Below are 20,534 nucleotides of genomic sequence, written 5' to 3'. Positions count from 1 at the left end.
GCGCTGTGCTTATCAGGCCTATGGTAATGATTCGTAGGCCGGGTAAGGCGAAGCCGCCACCCGGCGCAAAGCAAAAACTTATTCGCTCTCTGCCGGTAATACCGGCATCCAGTCAATCGGCTTCTCGCCGTGCTGCTCCAGCCACTGATTCGCCAATACAAAATGGTTACAGCCAAAGAATCCCCGATGTGCCGACAACGGCGACGGATGCGGCGCTCTCAACACGTAATGGCGCTGGCGATCGATAATCGCCCCTTTCTTTTGTGCGTGCGAACCCCAGAGTAAAAAGACAACCCCTTCACGATGTTCGTTAACAAGGCTGATCACTTTGTCTGTAAAGGTTTCCCATCCCAAACTGGCGTGAGAATGCGCCTGGCCTGCGCGGACGGTCAGCACGGTATTTAATAACAATACCCCCTGACGCGCCCAGCTCTCCAGATACCCATGAGCAGGGCGGGTAAAGCCCGGTATGGACGTTTCCAGTTCTTTATACATGTTCAGCAGAGAAGGCGGTGTGGCAATACCCGGACGAACAGAAAACGCCAGACCATGCGCCTGCCCAGGGCCGTGATAAGGGTCTTGCCCCAGAATCACCACTTTGACATCACCGAGTTCAGTGAAGCGAAACGCGTTAAATACATCCTTCTGTGGAGGATAGACTGTCATTCCTGACTGACGTTCGCCCGCAACGGTATGGAGTGTGTTAACAAAATAGGGCTGCTGCTTCTCATCTGCCAGCACATCGTGCCAGGTTAAATCGGTGGCCATCTCGCTCTCCTGCGAATTTTTCAATTTGCATAGCTTAACTGCTTCTTTCTATGGTGCAAAATCGCGTGCGTCACAAACCCGGCTACCCCTTAAAGATAGTTGAAAATTTATGTAAAAAGTTTATGTGTGGACGTGGCGTAAGTTGATGTAAAACAATAAATTCCATGCAACACCCTCTTTGTGGTGTGGTTTTTATTGATTTAAATCAAAGAATCAAGGGTGTGTGAGGGGTATATATACACTCAAGCAACAATGGTTTTACCAATTGGCCGGGAACAGGCCGATCATAATCAAACACTTTTGCCGGGGAGGCATCACATGATTACAGGTATCCAGATTACTAAAGCCGCTAACGACGACCTGCTGAATTCTTTCTGGTTGCTGGACAGCGAAAAAGGCGAAGCTCGTTGCATCGCGGCGAAAGCCGGTTTTGCCGAAGATGAAGTGGTTGCAGTGAACAAACTGGGTGAAATCGAATACCGTGAAATTCCGATGGAAGTAAAACCGGAAGTTCGCGTTGAAGGTGGTCAGCACCTGAACGTTAACGTTCTGCGTCGCGAAACGCTGGAAGATGCCGTTAAGCACCCGGAAAAATATCCGCAGCTGACCATCCGTGTTTCTGGCTATGCCGTGCGTTTTAACTCCCTGACGCCGGAACAGCAGCGCGACGTTATCGCTCGTACCTTTACTGAAAGCCTGTAAGGCTGACTGATAACATAAAAACGCCGGGTTAGCCCCGGCGTTTTTTTTACTCTTCGTTGGACTGCTTCTGCGCGTCCGTACCCGTACCAGCAGGCTTGCGGCGTTTACCAATGTTTTTGGTATCACGGTGACGTTTCTTCACGCGCGGCTTCTCTTTTTCTTGTTTTTTCTTCTCAGCACGTTTAGCCAGCACTTTCTTGGACGGCTTGCCGGTCAGTTTTTCGCTCGGCGCACGAGTGGTTGGACGCAATTCATCAATGACGCGCGCTTTTAGCGTCTCTTCAATATAGCGACCCACTTTTCCCAGCAGCAGATGGTCATGCGCTTCTACCAGGGAAATCGCCGTTCCTTTACGCCCTGCACGTCCGGTACGGCCGATACGGTGCAGATAGGTATCGCTGCTGCGTGGCATATCGAAGTTAAAAACATGGCTTACATCAGGGATATCAATCCCGCGAGCGGCGACGTCGGTCGCGATCAGCACGTTCACGCGGCCATCGGTCAGGCGTTTGATCGCTTCGTTACGCTTACCCTGTACCATCTCGCCTTCGAGATAGCAGTTATTGATGCCTGCTTCGCGCAGCCAGCCTGCCAGCTCATGTACACGCTCACGTTTACGCACGAAGACGATAGAACGGGTGGCTTCAGGTTGTTTTAACAGGTGTACCAGCAAAGCGGTTTTGTGCTGAATATCATCAGCACGGTAGTACCATTGATGAATCTTTTTGCGTTCGCGGGTAGACGGGGTCGCTGAGACCTCAACCGGATCTTCCAGCAGACGTTCAGCAAAATCGTTAATCGCGCCGCCTTCCAGCGTAGCGGAGAACAGCATGGTCTGTTTGCGCCAGCGGGTTTCACCTGCGATATGCTCGATATCCTGGGCGAAGCCCATGTCCAGCATACGGTCGGCTTCATCAAGAATCAGCGTTTCAACCGCGCGGCAGTCAAAGTTTTCTTCTTTAATATATTGCAGCAGGCGACCCGTGGTGGCGACCACAATATCCTGGTTCTCGCTGAACACCTCGGCATGGTTCATATAAGCCACGCCGCCGGTGATTGTCGCAATATCCAGATGGGTGTGTTTCGCCAGTTCACGGGCGTGATCGGCAACCTGCATCGCCAGTTCGCGGGTCGGCGTAAGGATCAGAATACGCGGCGGACCGGATTTTTTACGCGGGAAGTCGAGCAGGTGCTGCAACGCTGGCAGCAGGTATGCCGCCGTTTTACCGGTGCCTGTCGGCGCAGAACCGAGTACATCACGCCCATCGAGCGCAGGCGGAATGGCGGCAGCCTGAATGGCGGTCGGGCGAGTAAAGCCTTTATCCTGGAGGGCATCCAGCAGGCTTTCATCGAGTTCAAGTTCGGAAAAAGTCGTTACAGTCATGTTCTACCTCTGTGTGGGGCGCTGATTATAGACGTTACGGCTGCAATCTTCATCTGTTTGTATGGATATCGCTTCTCAGGTATTGTTTTCACCCTACGCTATTGCCGTTTTTCCAGGAAGGTTGTTCTTTCATGTCCCAGTCTACATCCACACTTCGTCGTAATGGATTTACCTTTAAGCAGTTTTTTGTGGCGCACGATCGCTGCGCGATGAAAGTCGGTACTGATGGTATTTTATTGGGAGCATGGGCACCAGTCGCAGGCGTAACGCGGATCCTTGATATTGGTACCGGCAGCGGTCTGCTGGCGCTGATGTTGGCGCAGCGTACCGACGAAAGCGTCACCATTGATGCCGTTGAACTGGACAGCGAAGCGGCGACGCAGGCGCAGGAGAATATCGCCCACTCACCGTGGCCGCAGCGGATAACGGTGCATACGGAAGATGTCCGGCAGTGGGTGCCGCGCCAGACCGCGCGCTTTGATCTTATCATCAGCAACCCGCCTTATTATGAACAAGGGGTGGAATGCGCAACGCCGCAGCGAGAGCAGGCGCGTTATACCACCATGCTCGATCACGAAGCATTACTTACCACTGCGGCTGAATGTATTACGGAAGAGGGATTCTTCTGCGTGGTGCTGCCGGAACAGACTGGCAACACCTTCACGCAGCAGGCGTTAAGCATGGGCTGGCATTTGCGTTTACGTACCGACGTAGCCGAAACGGAGTCGCGATTGCCTCATCGGGTACTGTTGGCATTTTCCCCGCGAACGGGGGAATGCTTTAGCGATCGCCTGGTGATTCGTGGGCCAGACCAGCTTTACTCTGAAGGGTACACGGCGCTGACCCAGGCGTTTTATTTGTTCATGTAAGCGTTGAGCGGCGAAAGCACCGACGGGCCGGATTCCGGCAGCAATGCGGGGTAATCCAGCGTATAGTGCAGGCCACGGCTCTCTTTACGCATCATCGCGCAGCGCACAATCAGTTCCGCGACCTGCACCAGGTTGCGCAGCTCCAGCAGATTATTCGATACGCGGAAGTTAGCGTAATATTCGTCGATTTCCTGTTGCAGCATCGTAATGCGTCGCAGGGCGCGCTCCAGACGTTTGGTGGTGCGCACAATGCCGACATAGTCCCACATAAACAGACGTAGCTCATGCCAGTTATGCTGGATCACGACCAGCTCATCCGGGTTTTCAACGCGACTTTCATCCCAGGCCGGAAGCGTGCTAACGCTACGGGCATACGGCATACGTCTGTCGATATCCTCTGCCGCTGACCAGCCATACACCAGACACTCCAACAGGGAATTGGACGCCATGCGATTCGCACCGTGCAGGCCGGTATAGCTTACTTCGCCAATGGCATACAGACCGTCCACATCGGTTCGTCCAAAATCGTCGACCATCACGCCGCCGCAGGTGTAGTGGGCGGCAGGTACGACCGGAACCGGCTCTTTAGTCAGATCGATTCCCAACCCCAGCAATTTTTCATAAATCATTGGGAAGTGCTGACGGACAAACGCTTCCGGTTTATGGCTGATGTCGAGGAACATGCAGTCTGCGCCGAGACGCTTCATTTCGTGGTCAATGGCGCGAGCGACGATATCGCGCGGAGCCAGTTCGCCACGCTCATCAAAATCAGGCATAAAGCGCGTGCCGTCCGGGCGCTTGAGATGCGCCCCTTCGCCACGCAGAGCTTCCGTCAGCAGAAAGTTTCGTGCCTGAGGATGATACAGCGCGGTAGGGTGGAACTGATTAAATTCAAGATTCGCGACGCGGCACCCGGCGCGCCAGGCCATCGCGATACCGTCGCCGGAAGAGATGTCCGGGTTGGTGGTGTACTGATACACTTTCGATGCCCCGCCTGTCGCCAGAACGACTGACTTCGCGTGGCATGTTTCGACCGACTCTTTATTCCGATTCCAGATCCAGGCGCCGACGACGCGGCGTGTTCCTGGCAGGCCGATTTTATCGGAGATGATCAGATCGACGGCGTTACTCCGCTCCAGTACGCGAATATTCGGATGGTTCTGCGCCTTGCTGACCAGGGTAGTTTCCACTTCTTTGCCGGTGGCGTCAGCCGCATGCAGGATACGGCGATGGCTATGGCCGCCTTCACGGGTCAGATGGTAGCTCTCTTCCCCGTTCGGTTGCACCTGGGTGTCAAATAATACACCCTGATCGATAAGCCACTGTACGCAAGAGCGGGCATTGCTGGCGACAAACTCCACCGCGTGGCGATCGCAAATACCGGCCCCGGCGATCAGCGTATCTTCAACATGCGAATCGATACTGTCCGTCTCGTCGAAAACGGCGGCAATACCGCCCTGAGCATAAAACGTTGAGCCTTCGCTCACCGGGCCTTTACTCAGGACAATCACCTGATGTTTTTCAGCCAGGCGCAGCGCCAGAGAGAGTCCGGCAGCACCGCTGCCAATAATCAGCACGTCACAGGAAAGTTCAGGAGTCGTAGTCATAGCGTTTGTTTAATTTACTAAACAGTGTTTGGGCAGCATAGCACCATACTGCGCGATACAGCACGTTTTATTTTTGAATGTGTTGCAATGGCTAAACATTAAAGGAAAATTCAAGGGGAAGTAAAACAAAGAAAATATTTTGCGAAGCAGGCCGTTAGCGCCAGATTATGTGATGAAATAAAGTGGCTGTTGGGTTACTCTTCAAGCGGCTAAAAGGGCATTTCTATACAGATAGTGCGTTGTTCAGACTCTGTAGACTTATAATGAGAGATAATGATCTGTCTACAACATGACAAACAAAAACAGATGCGTAACGGAACTTTACGAAAAAGAGACACTCTAAGCTGTTGCTTGCTCATAGTGCAGTTTATGGAGTGGCGTTTCGAGAGCGCGTGGAAATTTGGTTTGGGGAGACTTTACCTCGGATGAGCGAGCAGTTAACGGACCAGGTCCTGGTTGAACGGGTCCAGAAGGGAGATCAGAAAGCCTTTAACTTACTGGTAGTGCGCTACCAGCATAAAGTGGCGAGCCTGGTTTCCCGCTATGTACCGTCGGGCGATGTTCCCGATGTGGTGCAAGAGTCATTTATTAAGGCCTATCGCGCGCTGGATTCTTTCCGGGGGGATAGCGCTTTTTATACCTGGTTGTACCGTATTGCCGTCAATACGGCGAAGAATTACCTGGTTGCTCAGGGACGCAGGCCGCCTTCCAGCGATGTTGATGCGATTGACGCAGAAAACTTCGAAAGTGGCGGCGCATTGAAAGAAATTTCGAACCCTGAGAACTTAATGTTGTCAGAAGAGCTGAGACAGATAGTTTTCCGAACTATTGAGTCCCTCCCCGAGGATTTACGCATGGCAATAACCTTGCGGGAGCTGGATGGCCTGAGCTATGAAGAGATAGCCGCTATCATGGATTGTCCGGTGGGTACGGTGCGTTCACGTATCTTCCGTGCGCGGGAAGCTATTGATAATAAAGTTCAACCGCTTATCAGGCGTTGACGATAGCGGGATACTGGAAAAGGTATTAGGCATGCAGAAAGAAAAACTTTCCGCTTTAATGGATGGCGAAACGCTGGACAGTGAGCTGCTGAAAGAACTGGCTCACGACCCGGAAATGCAAAAAACATGGGAGAGTTATCACCTGATCCGCGATTCCATGCGGGGTGATACCGCTGACGTTCTCCATTTCGATATTTCCGCCCGCGTAATGGCCGCCATCGAAAATGAGCCGGTACGCCAGACGGCGCCGCTGATTCCTGAGGCCCAGCCCGCACCGCACCAGTGGCAGAAAATGCCATTCTGGCAGAAAATGCGTCCGTGGGCGGCGCAGCTCACTCAAATGGGTGTGGCTGCATGCGTATCACTTGCAGTTATTGTTGGCGTCCAGCACTATAATGGACAATCTGAAACGTCCCAGCAGCCCGAAACGCCGGTATTCAATACATTACCGATGATGGGCAAAGCCAGTCCGGTGAGCCTGGGAGTACCTTCTGACGCGACGGCTAACGGCGGTCAGCAACAGCAGGTGCAGGAGCAGCGTCGTCGCATTAATGCCATGTTGCAGGATTACGAACTGCAACGCCGACTGCACTCCGAACAGCTTCAGTTTGAGCAGGCGCAAACACAGCAAGCCGCTGTACAGGTGCCAGGAATTCAAACTTTAGGAACGCAATCGCAGTAATGAAGCAACTTTGGTTTGCCATGTCACTTGTGGCGGGTAGCCTGTTCTTCTCTGTTAACGCCTCGGCCAATACTGCGTCCGGGGCGTTATTGCAGCAGATGAATCTGGCCAGCCAGTCACTGAATTACGAGCTGTCATTCGTCAGCATCAATAAACAAGGCGTTGAGTCTCTGCGTTATCGACATGCACGCCTGGACAATCGTCCTCTTGCACAACTGTTGCAAATGGATGGCCCGCGCCGGGAAGTGGTGCAGCGTGGTAACGAAATCAGCTACTTCGAACCTGGGCTCGAACCGTTCACCCTGAACGGCGACTATATTGTCGATTCTCTGCCGTCCCTTATCTATGCCGACTTTAAACGTCTTTCTCCCTGGTATGACTTTATTTCCGTAGGCCGCACCCGCATTGCCGACAGGCTGTGTGAAGTCATTCGTGTTGTCGCGCGCGACGGTACCCGTTACAGCTATATCGTATGGCTGGATACCGAAACAAAGCTGCCGATGCGGGTGGACCTCCTTGACCGGGATGGTGAAACGCTGGAGCAGTTCCGCGTGATTTCCTTCGCCGTGAATCAGGATGTTGGTAATAGCATGCAGATGCTGGCGAAAGCGAATCTGCCGCCATTGCTCTCTGTTCCTGTGGGGGAAAAGGCGAAGTTCAACTGGAGCCCGACGTGGCTGCCGCAAGGGTTTAGCGAAGTCTCCAGCAGCCGACGTCCGCTGCCTACAATGGATAATCTGCCTATCGAGTCACGCCTCTATTCTGACGGCCTGTTCAGTTTCTCTGTGAACGTGAATCGTGCGACGCAGAACAGCACCGATCAGATGCTGCGAACCGGGCGCAGAACGGTCAGCACCAGCGTGCGTGAAAACGCTGAAATTACGATTGTCGGCGAGCTTCCGCCGCAAACCGCGAAACGCATTGCGGACAATATTAAGTTCGGGGCGGCACAATGATTAAAGAGTGGGCGACCGTTGTCTCCTGGCAAAATGGCCAGGCACTGGTGAGCTGCGACGTCAAAGCATCGTGCAGCAGTTGCGCCTCACGGGCCGGATGTGGCAGTCGCGTGCTGAATAAACTCGGGCCGCAAACCACACATACCATTGTGGTGCCAAGTGCCGAACCGCTGGCGCCTGGTCAAAAAGTGGAACTGGGCATTGCCGAAGGCAGCCTGCTGGGGTCAGCAATGCTGGTTTACCTGTCGCCGCTGGTTGGGCTGTTTATCTTCGCGGCGTTGTTCCAGGTACTGTTTGGTTCTGATATTGCCGCGTTGAGCGGCGCGGTGCTGGGCGGCGTCGGGGGTTTTCTGATTGCGCGCGGCTACTCGCGTAAACTGGCTGAACGCGAGGCCTGGCAGCCGGTCATTCTTAACGTTGCTCTTCCTCCCGGTCTGGTCCGCGTTGAAACACCATCTTCCGAAACGAACCCGTGATATTTTTGCCGGATGGCGGCTTCGCCTGATCCGGCCTGGGAACGATAAGCAGACTCTCCAGGCCCGATAAGCTCGCGCTATCGGGCATCATGCTTCCCTTACGACGTTTTACATCAGAAAAGCGATGCCGTTTCCGGTTCCCGCTATCCTTGCTGTATGAACATTTCCTCGCCTCAGTGTTGTAGTGTAGAATGCGGCGTTTCAGTTAAACAGACGTTAAGCTCAGAACAGCGACTTCTAAGAGCCTGCTCAGGCAGGCGTAAGGCACAATAATTACTCTATATGAAGAACATACGTAACTTTTCGATCATTGCTCATATCGACCACGGTAAATCGACGCTGTCTGACCGCATTATCCAGATCTGCGGTGGCCTGTCTGACCGTGAAATGGAAGCGCAGGTTCTCGACTCAATGGATCTTGAGCGTGAGCGCGGTATTACTATCAAAGCGCAAAGCGTGACGCTGGATTACAAAGCGGCTGATGGTGAAACCTATCAACTGAACTTTATCGACACCCCAGGCCACGTTGACTTCTCATATGAAGTTTCCCGCTCACTGGCGGCGTGTGAAGGCGCACTGCTGGTGGTTGACGCCGGGCAGGGCGTCGAAGCGCAAACGCTGGCGAACTGCTATACCGCGATGGAAATGGATCTCGAAGTGGTGCCGGTTCTGAACAAGATTGACCTGCCAGCCGCCGATCCTGAGCGTGTGGCTGAAGAGATCGAAGACATTGTTGGCATTGATGCGACCGATGCCGTTCGCTGCTCGGCAAAAACCGGCGTAGGCGTACAGGATGTGCTGGAACGCCTGGTGCGCGATATCCCGCCGCCGGAAGGCGATCCAGAAGGCCCGCTGCAAGCGCTGATTATCGACTCCTGGTTCGATAACTACCTCGGCGTAGTGTCGCTGGTGCGTATTAAAAACGGCACCATGCGTAAAGGCGACAAAGTCAAAGTGATGAGCACCGGGCAGGTTTATAACGCTGACCGTCTGGGGATCTTCACGCCGAAGCAGATTGACCGTACCGAACTGAAGTGCGGCGAGGTAGGCTGGCTGGTTTGCGCAATTAAAGACATTCATGGCGCCCCGGTTGGCGATACATTAACGCTGGCGCGTAACCCGGCAGAGAAAGCGCTGCCGGGCTTCAAAAAAGTGAAGCCGCAGGTATACGCCGGTCTGTTCCCGGTGAGTTCTGATGACTATGAGAACTTCAGGGATGCGCTCGGCAAGCTGAGTCTGAACGATGCCTCTCTGTTCTACGAGCCGGAAAGTTCAACCGCGCTGGGCTTCGGTTTCCGCTGTGGCTTCCTGGGCCTGCTGCACATGGAGATCATTCAGGAGCGTCTGGAACGTGAATACGATCTGGACCTGATCACCACTGCGCCGACCGTTGTGTACGAAGTGGAAACCACGGCGAAAGAGATTATCTATGTCGATAGCCCGTCCAAGCTGCCGCCGCTGAATAACATCTATGAACTGCGCGAGCCGATTGCCGAGTGTCACATGCTGCTGCCTCAGGCATACTTGGGCAACGTCATTACGCTGTGTGTCGAGAAGCGCGGCGTCCAGACCAACATGGTGTACCACGGTAACCAGGTGGCGCTGACTTATGAAATCCCGATGGCGGAAGTGGTGCTCGATTTCTTCGACCGCCTGAAATCAACGTCTCGTGGTTATGCGTCGCTGGATTATAACTTCAAGCGCTTCCAGGCGTCCGACATGGTGCGCGTCGACGTGCTGATCAACAACGAACGTGTCGATGCGCTGGCGCTGATCACTCACCGTGGTAATTCGCAGAGCCGTGGTCGTGAGCTGGTGGAGAAGATGAAAGAGCTGATCCCTCGTCAGCAGTTCGACATTGCGATTCAGGCAGCGATTGGCACGCATATTATTGCGCGTTCTACCGTGAAGCAGTTGCGTAAAAACGTTCTGGCCAAGTGTTACGGCGGTGATATCAGCCGTAAGAAAAAGCTGCTACAGAAACAGAAAGAAGGTAAGAAGCGAATGAAGCAGATCGGTAACGTCGAACTGCCTCAGGAAGCGTTCCTCGCCATTCTGCATGTCGGTAAAGACAGCAAATAATCCTAAGGAGTTGGCATGGCGAATATGTTTGCCCTGATTCTGGTGATTGCCACACTGGTGACGGGCATTTTATGGTGCGTTGATAAATTTATCTTCGCGCCAAAACGTCGGGAACGTCAGGCAGCGGCACAGGCCGCTGCGGGTGATTCACTGGATAAAGCCACGTTGAAAAAAGTGGCGCCTAAGCCGGGCTGGCTGGAAACAGGGGCTTCGGTTTTTCCGGTACTGGCGATTGTGCTGGTGGTGCGCTCATTTATCTATGAACCTTTCCAGATCCCGTCGGGTTCGATGATGCCGACGCTGTTAATCGGTGACTTTATTCTGGTGGAGAAATTCGCCTATGGAATTAAAGATCCGATTTACCAGAAAACGTTGATTGAAACGGGTCATCCGAAACGCGGTGATATCGTGGTCTTTAAATACCCGGAAGATCCGCGCCTGGACTACATTAAACGCGCTGTCGGCCTGCCGGGTGACAAAGTGACGTACGATCCGGTAGCCAAAGAGGTTACTGTACAGCCAGGATGCCGTTCCGGTCAGGCGTGTGAAAACGCGCTGCCGGTGACTTACTCTGACGTTCAGCCCAGCGATTTCGTGCAGACCTTTGCCCGCCGTAATGGGGGAGAAGCCAGCAGTGGGTTCTTCGAAGTGCCGTTAAACGAAACGAAAGATAACGGCATTCGTCTGGCGGAGCGTAAAGAGACGCTGGGAGACGTAACCCACCGTATTCTGACCGTACCGATCGCGCAGGATCAGGCGGGGATGTATTACCGTCAGCCGGGGCAGCAACTGGCGACCTGGATCGTACCGCCAGGACAATACTTCATGATGGGTGATAACCGCGATAACAGCGCGGACAGCCGTTACTGGGGATTTGTACCGGAAGCGAATCTGGTTGGTAAAGCGACCGCGATCTGGATGAGTTTCGACAAACAGGAAGGTGAATGGCCGACCGGCGTACGCTTAAGCCGTATTGGTGGGATCCATTAATTTCTGATAATCGTTCATGTTGTCGTCATTGCGGCGACAACATGAATTATTTATTGGATAAATCTCCGCAGACTAACGACATCCCCTGTCGTTGTGTATAGAATATTCCCCCGAAGTTTTAGGTTGGCGCCGTCAGGTTGCCACGGCACACTAAACAGCGTTGGTTTCCTCAGGTCTGTTTCGTGTGCTGAATTGTTGACGCATTCATTTATTGGTATCGCATGAACCCCATCGTAATTAATCGGCTTCAACGGAAGCTGGGCTACACTTTTACTCATCAGGAGCTGTTGCAGCAGGCATTAACCCACCGCAGCGCCAGCAGTAAACACAATGAGCGTTTAGAATTTTTAGGCGACTCGATTTTGAGCTTTGTTATCGCCAACGCGCTTTATCACCGCTTCCCGCGTGTGGACGAAGGTGATATGAGCCGTATGCGCGCCACGCTGGTGCGCGGCAATACGCTGGCGGAATTGGCCCGTGAATTTGATCTGGGTGAATGCTTACGTTTAGGGCCTGGTGAACTGAAAAGCGGCGGCTACCGTCGTGAATCTATTCTGGCGGATACCGTAGAAGCGTTAATCGGCGGCGTTTTTCTCGACAGCGATATCCAAACCGTCGAGAAGTTGATCCTTAACTGGTATCAAACGCGCCTGAATGAAATCAGCCCGGGCGATAAACAAAAAGATCCGAAAACGCGTTTGCAGGAATATTTGCAGGGTCGTCATCTCCCGCTGCCGTCTTATCTGGTAGTGCAGGTGCGCGGCGAAGCACACGATCAGGAATTTACTATCCACTGCCAGGTCAGCGGCCTGAGTGAACCGGTGGTTGGCACGGGTTCGAGCCGTCGTAAGGCGGAGCAGGCTGCCGCCGAACAGGCGCTGAAAAAACTGGAGCTGGAATGAGCGAAGATAAAAGCTATTGCGGATTTATTGCCATCGTCGGACGTCCGAACGTAGGCAAATCCACCCTGTTGAACAAGCTGCTCGGACAGAAGATCTCGATCACGTCCCGTAAAGCACAGACCACGCGTCACCGTATCGTCGGTATCCATACCGAAGGGGCGTACCAGGCTATCTATGTTGATACGCCGGGGCTGCATATGGAAGAAAAACGCGCCATCAACCGCCTGATGAACAAGGCGGCAAGCAGCTCGATTGGCGACGTTGAGCTGGTCATTTTTGTCGTGGAAGGCACCCGCTGGACGCCGGACGACGAGATGGTGCTGAATAAACTGCGCGACGGTAAAGCGCCGGTCATTCTGGCCGTTAACAAAGTGGATAACGTACAGGAAAAAGCCGATCTGCTGCCGCATCTGCAATTCCTGGCAAGCCAGATGAACTTCCTCGATATCGTGCCTGTTTCTGCGGAAACTGGCATGAACGTGGATACCATCGCTGGTATCGTGCGTAAACACCTGCCGGAAGCGACTCATCACTTCCCGGAAGATTACATCACCGATCGTTCACAGCGCTTTATGGCGTCTGAAATCATCCGTGAAAAACTGATGCGTTTCCTCGGTGCCGAACTGCCGTATTCCGTGACCGTTGAGATTGAACGTTTCGTTTCTAACGAACGCGGCGGTTATGATATTAACGGCCTGATCCTCGTTGAGCGCGAAGGGCAGAAGAAGATGGTCATTGGCAACAAAGGGGCCAAAATCAAGACCATCGGTATCGAAGCGCGAAAAGACATGCAGGAAATGTTTGAAGCGCCGGTACACCTGGAACTGTGGGTGAAAGTGAAATCCGGCTGGGCCGATGATGAGCGTGCGCTGCGCAGTCTCGGTTATGTAGACGACCTCTGAGTTAGCACTACGTGGAAGGCTGGCAGAGAGCTTTCGTCCTGCATAGTCGCCCCTGGAGCGAAACCAGCCTGATGCTGGACGTCTTCACGGAAGAGTCGGGACGCGTGCGTCTGGTTGCCAAAGGCGCACGCTCTAAACGTTCCAGTCTGAAAGGCGCATTACAACCTTTTACGCCACTGTTGCTCCGCTTTGGCGGGCGCGGCGAGGTGAAAACCTTACGCAGCGCTGAAGCGGTCTCTCTGGCGCTCCCCTTAAGCGGCATCACGCTTTATAGCGGTTTGTACATCAACGAACTGCTTTCCCGCGTTCTGGAATACGAAACGCGCTTCTCTGAACTCTTTTTTGATTACCTGAACTGTATTCAGTCGCTGGCTGGCGCGACCGGTTCGCCCGAACCTGCGCTTCGCCGTTTCGAGCTCGCCCTACTGGGGCATCTGGGCTACGGCGTGGATTTTCTGCATTGCGCAGGGAGCGGCGAGACGGTCGATGACACCATGACCTACCGCTATCGCGAAGAGAAGGGATTCATGGCCAGCGTGGTCATTGATAACAGCACCTTTACCGGGCGGCATCTGAAAGCGCTGGATGCACGAGAATTTCCTGATGTTGATACGTTGCGCGCGGCGAAACGCTTTACCCGCATGGCGCTAAAGCCGTATCTTGGTGGTAAGCCGTTAAAAAGCCGGGAACTGTTTCGACAATTTATGCCGAAACGGCCAGGGCGGGCAGAAAATACGAATAATGATTAACGAGGATTGTCATGGCTGAATTACTGTTAGGCGTCAACATTGACCATATTGCCACTTTACGTAATGCGCGTGGTACTGCTTACCCGGACCCGGTACAGGCGGCGTTTATCGCCGAGCAGGCGGGGGCGGATGGTATAACCGTACACCTGCGCGAGGATCGTCGCCATATTACCGACCGTGATGTACGCATTTTGCGCCAGACGCTGGATACGCGTATGAATCTGGAAATGGCGGTGACTGAAGAGATGCTGGCGATTGCCGTTGAGACGAAGCCGCATTTTTGCTGCCTGGTGCCGGAAAAACGTCAGGAAGTGACCACCGAAGGCGGGCTGGACGTCGCGGGTCAGCGTGACAAAATGCGTGATGCCTGCAAACGGCTGGCAAATGCAGGTATTCTGGTATCGCTGTTCATTGATGCCGATGAAGAACAGATTAAAGCCGCTGCGGACGTTGGCGCACCGTACATTGAAATCCATACTGGCTGTTATGCGGATGCCAAAACGGATGCTGAGCAAGCGCAGGAACTGGCGCGTATCGCCAAAGCGGCGACGTTTGCGGCAAGCCTGGGGCTGAAAGTGAACGCCGGTCATGGCCTGACCTATCACAATGTGCAGGCCATTGCCGCACTGCCGGAAATGCATGAACTGAACATCGGTCATGCCATTATTGGGCGGGCGGTCATGAGCGGCCTGAAAGAGGCGGTCGCCGAGATGAAACGCCTGATGCTGGAAGCGCGCGGCTAATGGCGATTCTGGGGTTAGGCACGGATATTGTGGAGATCGCCCGCATTGAGGCGGTGATCTCCCGTTCTGGAGAGCGCCTGGCAAGACGCGTGCTTAGCGACAACGAATGGGCTATCTGGGAGACGCATCAGCAACCGGTGCGTTTTCTCGCCAAGCGTTTTGCGGTAAAAGAGGCGGCGGCAAAAGCGTTCGGCACCGGCATTCGCAATGGGCTGGCGTTCGATCAGTTTGAAGTGTTTAACGATGAGCTGGGTAAACCGCGTTTGCGTTTGTGGGGCGAGGCGTTGAAACTGGCGGAGAGGCTGGGCGTGGCGCATATGCATGTGACATTAGCGGATGAACGTCATTACGCCTGTGCGACGGTGATCATCGAAAGCTAGATTCGGGACTTTGTAGGCCGGATAAGGCGTTTACGCCGCCATCCGGCCTGGCGTCATTCCATCAGGGAGAATTACAGCTTATCCGCGTGATGCATCAGAACAAACTTATCCCACAGCTGTTCTTCCGTTTCGACATGCGCCGGGTCTTTGAGAATGGTATTGGGGATCGGGCACACCTTCTGGCAGGTCGGCGTTTCGTAATGGCCCACGCATTCGGTGCATTTGTCGCTGTTAATCTCGTAAATGCTGTCGCCCATTGAAATTGCCTCATTCGGGCACTCAGGCTCGCACATATCGCAATTGATACACTTTTTAGTGATTAACAGGGCCATCAGGAAACTCTCAAAACATCACAAACCGGGCGGGCATTATACGCGCATTCTTTGCTCAGACCAGTTTTTTTACCAGGGCCTCACTGTGGCGAATACGCTCCGGCGCGCGCCCCAAATCCTGCTGTACCAGCGCCATAAAGAGCAAATCCGTCAACATCGTCTGCGCATGCGTAGAGGAGATTGCGGCGCTGCGCGTGGCCTGCTCTTCGGCGATCGTATACAGGCAACGGGTGGCGCGTTGTTGCAGGGCATTCGGTGTAAAGCCGGTGATCGCCAGAACCTTTCCCCCCACCCGCAACGTTTCATCTGCCGCCATATTCAACTCTCTGCGCTCGCCGCTATAGGAGATAGCCAGCAGGAGATCGTCCGGCGCCAGCGCCTGCACGGTGGCTAACAGCGCATGCATATCGTGTTCGGCGACGACATTGAATCCTATCTTCATCAGCTTCCAGGCGAAGTTCTGCGCCACCAGGCCCGATGTGCCAATACCGGTTATGACAACACGCCGGGCATTGCGCAGCATCATGACGCTTTCGAACAATTTCTCTTCGCTGTTAACATCGAGCGTTGCGTGCATTGCGGCGACATTTTCCTCGATCAATTTTTCGCCGACAAGCCGCATCGGATCGTCGCCCCGGATCTGGTTATGTACCGGAATAGAGTGAGGATTTGGATTGCTGGCCAGCGCTTCGCTGATCGCCAGCTTCAGTGCCGGAAAGCCTTTAAAGCCCAGTTTTTGCGCGAATTTCACCACGCTGGACTGACTGACGCCCGCCTCAACGGCAAGCTGTTGTGAGCTGAGATGCCGTGTATCATCCGGCTGAGCAAGAATATAATCAGCAAGCTTTTTATCGCTTTGTGCGAGGTCCGGATAACGCTGACGTATACGAATCAAACAGTTCATGAGGACTCCTGGCGAAAAACATGACGGGGATCATAAAAAGATTTTCCCTCGCCCGAAAGAATATAATATTCCATTATTATAGTTATTATGAATTAAAAATTCCTAAGGAACAAAAATGAATCTCGGCTCGTTAGTTTCAGAAACCCGCAATCCACAGACTATGGATCTTGACGCACTCCCTACGCTTGAGCTGGTTCATCGTTTTAATCAACAGGATACGCTTGTAGCGCAAGCAGTAAAAGAGACGCTGCCAGACGTTGCCCGCGCGGTAGATGCCGCCGCCGACGCCTTAAAGGCGGGAGGGCGCATTATTTATATGGGCGCAGGCACCAGCGGACGCCTTGGCGTTCTGGACGCCTCCGAATGCCCACCAACGTTTGGCGTACCGCACGGGCTGGTGATCGGACTGATTGCCGGCGGGCCTGGCGCGCTGCTGAAAGCGGTGGAAGGCGCGGAAGACAGTCAGCAGTTAGGGGAGGACGATCTCCGGGCGCTTAACGTGACCGCGCAGGATCTGGTTGTCGGGCTGGCGGCGTCCGGTCGTACGCCGTACGTCATTGGCGGGTTGAAATACGCGCGTCAGGTGGGCTGCGTCACGGTGGCTATCTCCTGTAATCCCGATTCTCCCATCGCGCGTGAAGCTGACATCGCCATCTCGCCGGTCGTTGGGCCGGAGGCGCTAACCGGTTCGACGCGACTGAAATCCGGTACTGCGCAAAAACTGGTGCTCAATATGATCTCCACCGGGGCGATGGTGAAGTTCGGCAAGGTGTACCAGAACCTGATGGTGGACATGAAAGCCACCAACGTTAAGCTTGTCGACAGAGCGTGCCGGATGGTGGTTGAGGCTACCGGGATTACGCGTGAAGAGGCCGAAGCGCTGCTTAAGCAGACAGATTTTGAGGTTAAACCGGCCATTCTGATGGCGCTTACCGGGCTGAATGCCGAAGATGCAAGGGCGAAATTGTCCGCTCACCAGGGATTTCTACGGGCGGCGTTAGAACGCTAACGTTACCGGAAAATTGAGGTTCCATCTGTTAGTCTATCTGGTAACGATTATCGCCGGGTTTCGGTTAACCCGGCTATTGGGCTTCAACAATCCAGAGGAGTAGGGTTTGGTTAATCACGAGCGTCGTGTCGTATTTTTTGATTTGGACGGTACGTTGCACCAGCAGGATATGTTTGGCAGTTTCCTGCGTTATCTGTTGCGTCGCCAGCCGCTGAATGCGTTGCTCGTGCTGCCGTTATTGCCGGTTATCGGGATTGGCTTGTTGATTAAAGGTCGGGCGGCGCGTTGGCCGATGAGCCTGCTGCTATGGGGCTGTACCTTCGGTCACAGTGAAGCGCGGCTCAAGGCGCATCAGGCGGATTTCGTTCGCTGGTTTCGCGATAACGTCACGGCGTTTCCGGTTGTTCAGGAGCGCCTGACGACCTATCTGTTAAGCTCTGACGCTGATATCTGGCTGATTACCGGCTCTCCGCAATCGCTGGTGGAACAGGTCTATTTCGATACGCTCTGGCTGCCACGCGTGAACCTGATCGCCAGCCAGATGCGGCGTGGCTACGGCGGCTGGCTGCTGACTATGCGCTGTCTGGGGCACGAGAAGGTCGCCCAACTGGAACGCCAGATTGGTGCGCCGTTATGTCTGTACAGCGGCTACAGCGACAGTAAGCAAGATAACCCGCTTCTCTATTTTTGCCAGCATCGCTGGCGCGTCACGCCGCGAGGGGAGCTCCAGCAACTCGAATAGAGTTAACGATAGCGCCCATGTATAATGCGCCCGCTTTTATTACCGGAGTGTCTCCTTTGTCTGATGTTGAATTTAGCCACGAATACTGGATGCGTCATGCGTTGACGCTGGCGAAACGCGCCTGGGATGAGCGTGAAGTGCCGGTTGGCGCGGTATTGGTGCATAACAATCGCGTCATTGGCGAAGGCTGGAACCGTCCGATAGGTCATCATGATCCCACTGCGCACGCTGAAATCATGGCGCTACGTCAGGGCGGGCTGGTGCTTCAGAACTACCGTTTGCTGGATACCACGCTTTACGTGACGCTGGAGCCGTGCGTGATGTGCGCGGGAGCAATGGTACACAGCCGTATTGGTCGGGTGGTATTTGGCGCTCGCGACGCGAAAACCGGCGCGGCAGGGTCGCTGATGGACGTATTGCATCATCCGGGCATGAACCACCGCGTAGAGATCACCGAAGGTGTGTTACGCGATGAGTGCGCAGCGCTGCTCAGTGATTTCTTCCGCATGCGTCGCCAGGAGATCAAAGCGCTAAAAAAATCTTCGCAAGAATCGTTGTAGGGCGACCAGAGCGCGAAAGCGTCCAGCCCTGTGAGATTAGTTTTCGTCTTTCTTCTTCAGTGAAAACGGCAAAGAAGGAGAGTGTGACAGGTAGTTCGATGACGGCTGCGATAAGAAAGAAGAGAAAGGAAATGTCTCCGTGTCAAACTCGGCCGGAGACACTGCCGGGTAATCCTGCGCCAGCTTTATCGCTTCTGCCGCCTGCTTCTCTTTTTCTTGCAGATAGCCGACCAGGCTAATCTGATACTTCCGAATATTTTCCACATAAGCGTAGGCTTCATGCCCGCGCGCATAGCCGTACGTCAGCTTGCTGTAATATTGTTTCTGGCTGAGCAGCGGCAACCGTTGTTTTACATCGGCCCAGCTATCCGGGTTGCCCCTGGTCTTGACCGTCAACGCACGGGCATCAAGCATATGCGCATAACCCATGTTATAGGCGGCGAGCGCAAACCAGATACGCTCCTCTTCCGGCACGGTTTCAGGCACTTTGCCCATCATATCCTGGATATAACGCACACCGCCGCTGATGCTCTGTTCCGCATCGGTACGGTCCGTCAGCCCCAAACTTTGCGCGGTGTTTTTGGTGAGCATCATCAGACCGCGAACGCCCGTCGGGGAGGTGGCCAGCGGGTCCCAGTGCGACTCCTGATAGGAAATTGCGGCCAGCAGGCGCCAGTCTATCTCCTGCGCGTATTTTTCAAACAACGGCTGGAGATCGGGCAGTACGCCGTCCACGGCCCGCAGGAAGGTGCGGGTATCGACATAATCAAAATCGTCGCCGTGCCCCAGATACTTCTCTTCCATACGCGCCAGTGAGCCGTCTTCATTAATAGCGTTGAAGAAATCGAGCAGCGCAGCGGAAAGCGTGTTGTCATCGTCCAGTTGGCTAAACCAGGTGACAGGCTGCTCATCGGTGACATCCAGCGCGACGGCCAGTTCAGGATGTACGCGCTGGAACAGGCTGATCGCGACAGAATCGGCAATGGTATAGTCCAGATTGCCGCTGATGACTTCGCTGAGCAGCGCCGCCGTCCCTTTTTTGTCATCGACTTTCCAGCTCAGATCGGGAAATTTTGTCTCTTTCAGCGCCTGCAAGTCATTCACCACGACATGCCCAGGCGCGATAGAGAGCTGGCTTTCATTCACCGTGGCCAGCGTGCGAGGCCGGTATTGTCCTACCCGGTAAACCAGCTGTTGCGAAACGGAATAGTAGGTCGGGCCGGGTTGATAATTCTTCACGCGCTCGCTGTTGTAAACCAGTCCTGCCGCCAGCAGATCGGCGTTGCCATTATCTAAATCGTCAAATAGCTGGCTGATATTCTGGCGTACGGTAATTTTCAGCTTTACGCCAAGATAGCTGGCGAACTGCTGTGCCAGTTCGTAATCCAGACCGTACTTTTTTCCGTTAATGCGGGCGTAAGTCAGCGGCGACTCTATTGTCGAGACGCGTAACTCTCCCCGCGATTGGATCGCGGCGATACGATTGTCGGCTTTGCCGAACCAGGGGATTGATGGCCAGAGGGCCGCTGCCAGCAGCAGAGTCAATATGCCGATGAACAGATAATTAATCTTTAATTTTTTCAATTAGTTAATTCTCTGAATCGTGCGTAATCTCAGCCTGCTAATGTCATTTTGGTGGGTTAAAATCATCATGAATGTGCGGCATTTTGCGCAACAATGCGCCAGTTGGCAACTAATTAGAATGATTGGCCGCACCGTATGATAAGAAAAGGCGGCGATTTTATTTCGACGCAAACGGTTTCGTCGGGGCGTCAGATTCTTTATAATGTCGCC

General features: G+C 53.9%; 23 protein-coding genes and 1 pseudogene. 18 read left to right on the top strand and 6 right to left on the bottom strand.

Annotated features, from left to right (window positions below; translation table 11 throughout):
• Positions 1 to 78: 78 nt before the first annotated feature.
• Positions 79 to 768, bottom strand: a complete 690-nt coding sequence (gene ung / locus OGX84_RS12770) for a uracil-DNA glycosylase (protein ID WP_047461918.1) — start codon at positions 766 to 768, stop codon at positions 79 to 81.
• Positions 769 to 1,086: 318 nt separating this feature from the next.
• Here ung and grcA point away from each other — a divergent pair, with 318 nt between their 5' ends.
• Positions 1,087 to 1,470, top strand: coding sequence for an autonomous glycyl radical cofactor GrcA (gene grcA, locus OGX84_RS12765; RefSeq protein WP_012131205.1), 384 nt, complete (start codon positions 1,087 to 1,089; stop codon positions 1,468 to 1,470).
• Positions 1,471 to 1,516: 46 nt separating this feature from the next.
• Here the strand turns inward: grcA and srmB are convergent, their stop codons facing one another.
• Entirely contained in the window at positions 1,517 to 2,854 is a 1,338-nt protein-coding gene (gene srmB, locus OGX84_RS12760) for an ATP-dependent RNA helicase SrmB (RefSeq protein ID WP_012131206.1), read from the bottom strand.
• Positions 2,855 to 2,985: 131 nt separating this feature from the next.
• On the opposite strand from srmB, the gene trmN reads away from it, so the two are divergent.
• Complete coding sequence (gene trmN / locus OGX84_RS12755) at positions 2,986 to 3,723, top strand: tRNA(1)(Val) (adenine(37)-N(6))-methyltransferase TrmN (RefSeq protein WP_286458050.1); 738 nt, start codon at positions 2,986 to 2,988, stop codon at positions 3,721 to 3,723.
• On the opposite strand, the gene nadB is transcribed toward trmN, so the two are convergent.
• A complete protein-coding gene (gene nadB, locus OGX84_RS12750) occupies positions 3,708 to 5,330 on the bottom strand; it encodes an L-aspartate oxidase (protein WP_049009471.1) in 1,623 nt (540 codons plus the stop codon). The two genes, trmN and nadB, sit on opposite strands and share 16 nt — an antisense overlap.
• A 273-nt stretch (positions 5,331 to 5,603) precedes the next feature.
• Between nadB and rseD the strand changes: the two genes are divergently transcribed.
• From rseD to acpS, 12 genes are all read left to right on the top strand, one after another.
• Complete coding sequence (rseD, locus tag OGX84_RS12745; RefSeq protein ID WP_123907454.1) at positions 5,604 to 5,759, top strand: rpoE leader peptide RseD; 156 nt, start codon at positions 5,604 to 5,606, stop codon at positions 5,757 to 5,759.
• Complete coding sequence (gene rpoE / locus OGX84_RS12740; protein WP_006176728.1) at positions 5,756 to 6,331, top strand: RNA polymerase sigma factor RpoE; 576 nt, start codon at positions 5,756 to 5,758, stop codon at positions 6,329 to 6,331. The genes rseD and rpoE overlap by 4 nt, the downstream gene beginning before the upstream one ends.
• A gap of 31 nt (positions 6,332 to 6,362) precedes the next feature.
• Complete coding sequence (rseA, locus tag OGX84_RS12735; RefSeq protein WP_047461936.1) at positions 6,363 to 7,013, top strand: anti-sigma-E factor RseA; 651 nt, start codon at positions 6,363 to 6,365, stop codon at positions 7,011 to 7,013.
• Positions 7,013 to 7,969 carry a sigma-E factor regulatory protein RseB gene (gene rseB, locus OGX84_RS12730; RefSeq protein ID WP_012131210.1) on the top strand — a complete coding sequence of 319 codons (957 nt, stop codon included), beginning with the start codon at positions 7,013 to 7,015 and terminating at the stop codon, positions 7,967 to 7,969. Before rseA ends, rseB begins: the two co-directional genes overlap by 1 nt.
• On the top strand, positions 7,966 to 8,445 hold the full coding sequence (rseC, locus tag OGX84_RS12725; protein WP_012131211.1) for a SoxR-reducing system protein RseC: 480 nt from the start codon (positions 7,966 to 7,968) through the stop codon (positions 8,443 to 8,445). Before rseB ends, rseC begins: the two co-directional genes overlap by 4 nt.
• 282 nt (positions 8,446 to 8,727) lie before the next feature.
• Positions 8,728 to 10,527, top strand: coding sequence for a translation elongation factor 4 (gene lepA, locus OGX84_RS12720; protein ID WP_047461945.1), 1,800 nt, complete (start codon positions 8,728 to 8,730; stop codon positions 10,525 to 10,527).
• Between the two features lie 15 nt (positions 10,528 to 10,542).
• On the top strand, positions 10,543 to 11,517 hold the full coding sequence (lepB, locus tag OGX84_RS12715) for a signal peptidase I (RefSeq protein WP_012131213.1): 975 nt from the start codon (positions 10,543 to 10,545) through the stop codon (positions 11,515 to 11,517).
• 221 nt (positions 11,518 to 11,738) lie between these two features.
• Positions 11,739 to 12,419 (top strand): ribonuclease III, encoded by a 681-nt coding sequence (gene rnc / locus OGX84_RS12710; RefSeq protein WP_024130107.1) that lies wholly within the window; start codon positions 11,739 to 11,741, stop codon positions 12,417 to 12,419.
• Positions 12,416 to 13,321: a GTPase Era gene (gene era, locus OGX84_RS12705; protein WP_012131214.1), complete on the top strand. Its 906-nt coding sequence runs from the start codon at positions 12,416 to 12,418 to the stop codon at positions 13,319 to 13,321. The genes rnc and era overlap by 4 nt, the downstream gene beginning before the upstream one ends.
• An 11-nt stretch (positions 13,322 to 13,332) precedes the next feature.
• Positions 13,333 to 14,070 (top strand): DNA repair protein RecO, encoded by a 738-nt coding sequence (gene recO, locus OGX84_RS12700; protein ID WP_024130108.1) that lies wholly within the window; start codon positions 13,333 to 13,335, stop codon positions 14,068 to 14,070.
• Positions 14,071 to 14,081: 11 nt separating this feature from the next.
• Positions 14,082 to 14,813, top strand: coding sequence for a pyridoxine 5'-phosphate synthase (gene pdxJ, locus OGX84_RS12695; RefSeq protein WP_286458049.1), 732 nt, complete (start codon positions 14,082 to 14,084; stop codon positions 14,811 to 14,813).
• Positions 14,813 to 15,193, top strand: a complete 381-nt coding sequence (gene acpS, locus OGX84_RS12690; RefSeq protein WP_047461950.1) for a holo-ACP synthase — start codon at positions 14,813 to 14,815, stop codon at positions 15,191 to 15,193. The genes pdxJ and acpS overlap by 1 nt, the downstream gene beginning before the upstream one ends.
• Positions 15,194 to 15,264: 71 nt before the next feature.
• Here acpS and yfhL read toward each other — a convergent pair whose 3' ends face one another.
• Complete coding sequence (gene yfhL, locus OGX84_RS12685; protein WP_012131218.1) at positions 15,265 to 15,525, bottom strand: 4Fe-4S dicluster ferredoxin YfhL; 261 nt, start codon at positions 15,523 to 15,525, stop codon at positions 15,265 to 15,267.
• Between the two features lie 55 nt (positions 15,526 to 15,580).
• On the bottom strand, positions 15,581 to 16,429 hold the full coding sequence (locus OGX84_RS12680) for a MurR/RpiR family transcriptional regulator (RefSeq protein WP_012131219.1): 849 nt from the start codon (positions 16,427 to 16,429) through the stop codon (positions 15,581 to 15,583).
• A gap of 115 nt (positions 16,430 to 16,544) precedes the next feature.
• On the opposite strand from OGX84_RS12680, the gene murQ reads away from it, so the two are divergent.
• The 4 genes and pseudogenes from murQ to tadA all read left to right on the top strand — a co-directional run bounded on the left by murQ (position 16,545) and on the right by tadA (position 18,740).
• The gene (gene murQ / locus OGX84_RS12675; RefSeq protein ID WP_058667928.1) at positions 16,545 to 17,438 is read left to right on the top strand and encodes an N-acetylmuramic acid 6-phosphate etherase; all 894 of its coding nucleotides are present in this window, start codon (positions 16,545 to 16,547) and stop codon (positions 17,436 to 17,438) included.
• A gap of 1 nt (position 17,439) precedes the next feature.
• A pseudogene (locus OGX84_RS12670) lies at positions 17,440 to 17,541 on the top strand (PTS transporter subunit EIIC); the annotation flags it as partial.
• A 3-nt stretch (positions 17,542 to 17,544) separates the two neighbouring features.
• On the top strand, positions 17,545 to 18,180 hold the full coding sequence (gene yfhb / locus OGX84_RS12665; RefSeq protein WP_112001753.1) for a phosphatidylglycerophosphatase C: 636 nt from the start codon (positions 17,545 to 17,547) through the stop codon (positions 18,178 to 18,180).
• Positions 18,181 to 18,197: 17 nt separating this feature from the next.
• Positions 18,198 to 18,740 carry a tRNA adenosine(34) deaminase TadA gene (tadA, locus tag OGX84_RS12660; RefSeq protein WP_012131222.1) on the top strand — a complete coding sequence of 181 codons (543 nt, stop codon included), beginning with the start codon at positions 18,198 to 18,200 and terminating at the stop codon, positions 18,738 to 18,740.
• A gap of 36 nt (positions 18,741 to 18,776) precedes the next feature.
• On the opposite strand, the gene mltF is transcribed toward tadA, so the two are convergent.
• The gene (gene mltF / locus OGX84_RS12655) at positions 18,777 to 20,324 is read right to left on the bottom strand and encodes a membrane-bound lytic murein transglycosylase MltF (protein ID WP_049011303.1); all 1,548 of its coding nucleotides are present in this window, start codon (positions 20,322 to 20,324) and stop codon (positions 18,777 to 18,779) included.
• Positions 20,325 to 20,534 lie beyond the last annotated feature (210 nt).

It is taken from the genome of Citrobacter sp. CK202 (assembly GCF_030333225.1).
Taxonomy (GTDB): Bacteria; Pseudomonadota; Gammaproteobacteria; order Enterobacterales; family Enterobacteriaceae; genus Citrobacter_B; species Citrobacter_B koseri.
The sequence above is the reverse complement of the archived record's forward strand: the minus strand, read 5'-3'. Positions and strand labels throughout refer to the sequence as shown.

Excerpts from the sequence above, each read along its gene's own strand:
- ung (WP_047461918.1), bottom strand. The coding sequence starts at position 768 with ATGGCCACCGATTTAACCTGGCACGATGTGCTGGCAGATGAGAAGCAG.
- grcA (WP_012131205.1), top strand. The coding sequence starts at position 1,087 with ATGATTACAGGTATCCAGATTACTAAAGCCGCTAACGACGACCTGCTG.
- srmB (WP_012131206.1), bottom strand. The coding sequence starts at position 2,854 with ATGACTGTAACGACTTTTTCCGAACTTGAACTCGATGAAAGCCTGCTG.
- trmN (WP_286458050.1), top strand. The coding sequence starts at position 2,986 with ATGTCCCAGTCTACATCCACACTTCGTCGTAATGGATTTACCTTTAAG.
- nadB (WP_049009471.1), bottom strand. The coding sequence starts at position 5,330 with ATGACTACGACTCCTGAACTTTCCTGTGACGTGCTGATTATTGGCAGC.
- rseD (WP_123907454.1), top strand. The coding sequence starts at position 5,604 with ATGATCTGTCTACAACATGACAAACAAAAACAGATGCGTAACGGAACT.
- rpoE (WP_006176728.1), top strand. The coding sequence starts at position 5,756 with ATGAGCGAGCAGTTAACGGACCAGGTCCTGGTTGAACGGGTCCAGAAG.
- rseA (WP_047461936.1), top strand. The coding sequence starts at position 6,363 with ATGCAGAAAGAAAAACTTTCCGCTTTAATGGATGGCGAAACGCTGGAC.
- rseB (WP_012131210.1), top strand. The coding sequence starts at position 7,013 with ATGAAGCAACTTTGGTTTGCCATGTCACTTGTGGCGGGTAGCCTGTTC.
- rseC (WP_012131211.1), top strand. The coding sequence starts at position 7,966 with ATGATTAAAGAGTGGGCGACCGTTGTCTCCTGGCAAAATGGCCAGGCA.
- lepA (WP_047461945.1), top strand. The coding sequence starts at position 8,728 with ATGAAGAACATACGTAACTTTTCGATCATTGCTCATATCGACCACGGT.
- lepB (WP_012131213.1), top strand. The coding sequence starts at position 10,543 with ATGGCGAATATGTTTGCCCTGATTCTGGTGATTGCCACACTGGTGACG.
- rnc (WP_024130107.1), top strand. The coding sequence starts at position 11,739 with ATGAACCCCATCGTAATTAATCGGCTTCAACGGAAGCTGGGCTACACT.
- era (WP_012131214.1), top strand. The coding sequence starts at position 12,416 with ATGAGCGAAGATAAAAGCTATTGCGGATTTATTGCCATCGTCGGACGT.
- pdxJ (WP_286458049.1), top strand. The coding sequence starts at position 14,082 with ATGGCTGAATTACTGTTAGGCGTCAACATTGACCATATTGCCACTTTA.
- acpS (WP_047461950.1), top strand. The coding sequence starts at position 14,813 with ATGGCGATTCTGGGGTTAGGCACGGATATTGTGGAGATCGCCCGCATT.
- yfhL (WP_012131218.1), bottom strand. The coding sequence starts at position 15,525 with ATGGCCCTGTTAATCACTAAAAAGTGTATCAATTGCGATATGTGCGAG.
- OGX84_RS12680 (WP_012131219.1), bottom strand. The coding sequence starts at position 16,429 with ATGAACTGTTTGATTCGTATACGTCAGCGTTATCCGGACCTCGCACAA.
- murQ (WP_058667928.1), top strand. The coding sequence starts at position 16,545 with ATGAATCTCGGCTCGTTAGTTTCAGAAACCCGCAATCCACAGACTATG.
- tadA (WP_012131222.1), top strand. The coding sequence starts at position 18,198 with ATGTATAATGCGCCCGCTTTTATTACCGGAGTGTCTCCTTTGTCTGAT.